Source organism: Pseudomonas sp. SIMBA_068, from assembly GCF_046534705.1.
In the GTDB taxonomy this organism is placed as follows: Bacteria; Pseudomonadota; Gammaproteobacteria; order Pseudomonadales; family Pseudomonadaceae; genus Aquipseudomonas; species Aquipseudomonas putida.
On the sequence record NZ_JAWRYI010000646.1, the window covers coordinates 1 to 267 of the forward strand.

Annotated in this window: 1 pseudogene; it reads right to left on the minus strand. The window is 52.1% G+C overall.

The features are described 5' to 3' along the window. Nucleotides 1-267: pseudogene (locus SB756_RS30810) on the minus strand (thymidylate kinase); the annotation flags it as partial.

Consider the following 267-nt stretch of genomic DNA (forward strand, 5'->3'; position numbering starts at 1 on the left):
TGAAATCTCAGGTGCCGTGACCACCCCGACATGCAGATCTGGCGCTCGCACATTGAGCTTAATGTTTCGCTGCAAAATCTCTGCAAAGGGCACCATCCGCCGAAACGCGGCATCAGACGGATACCAGCGATCCATCAGGATAATGCAGTTCCCGGGCTGTTTAGTGAGTACATTCTGTGAAATCCAGGCACGGCTAACGGCAAAGCGTTCACAAATATCCTGTTCAAGATCAACGGAGGGATTTCTGGCGAGCCTGTTAACCAGTGC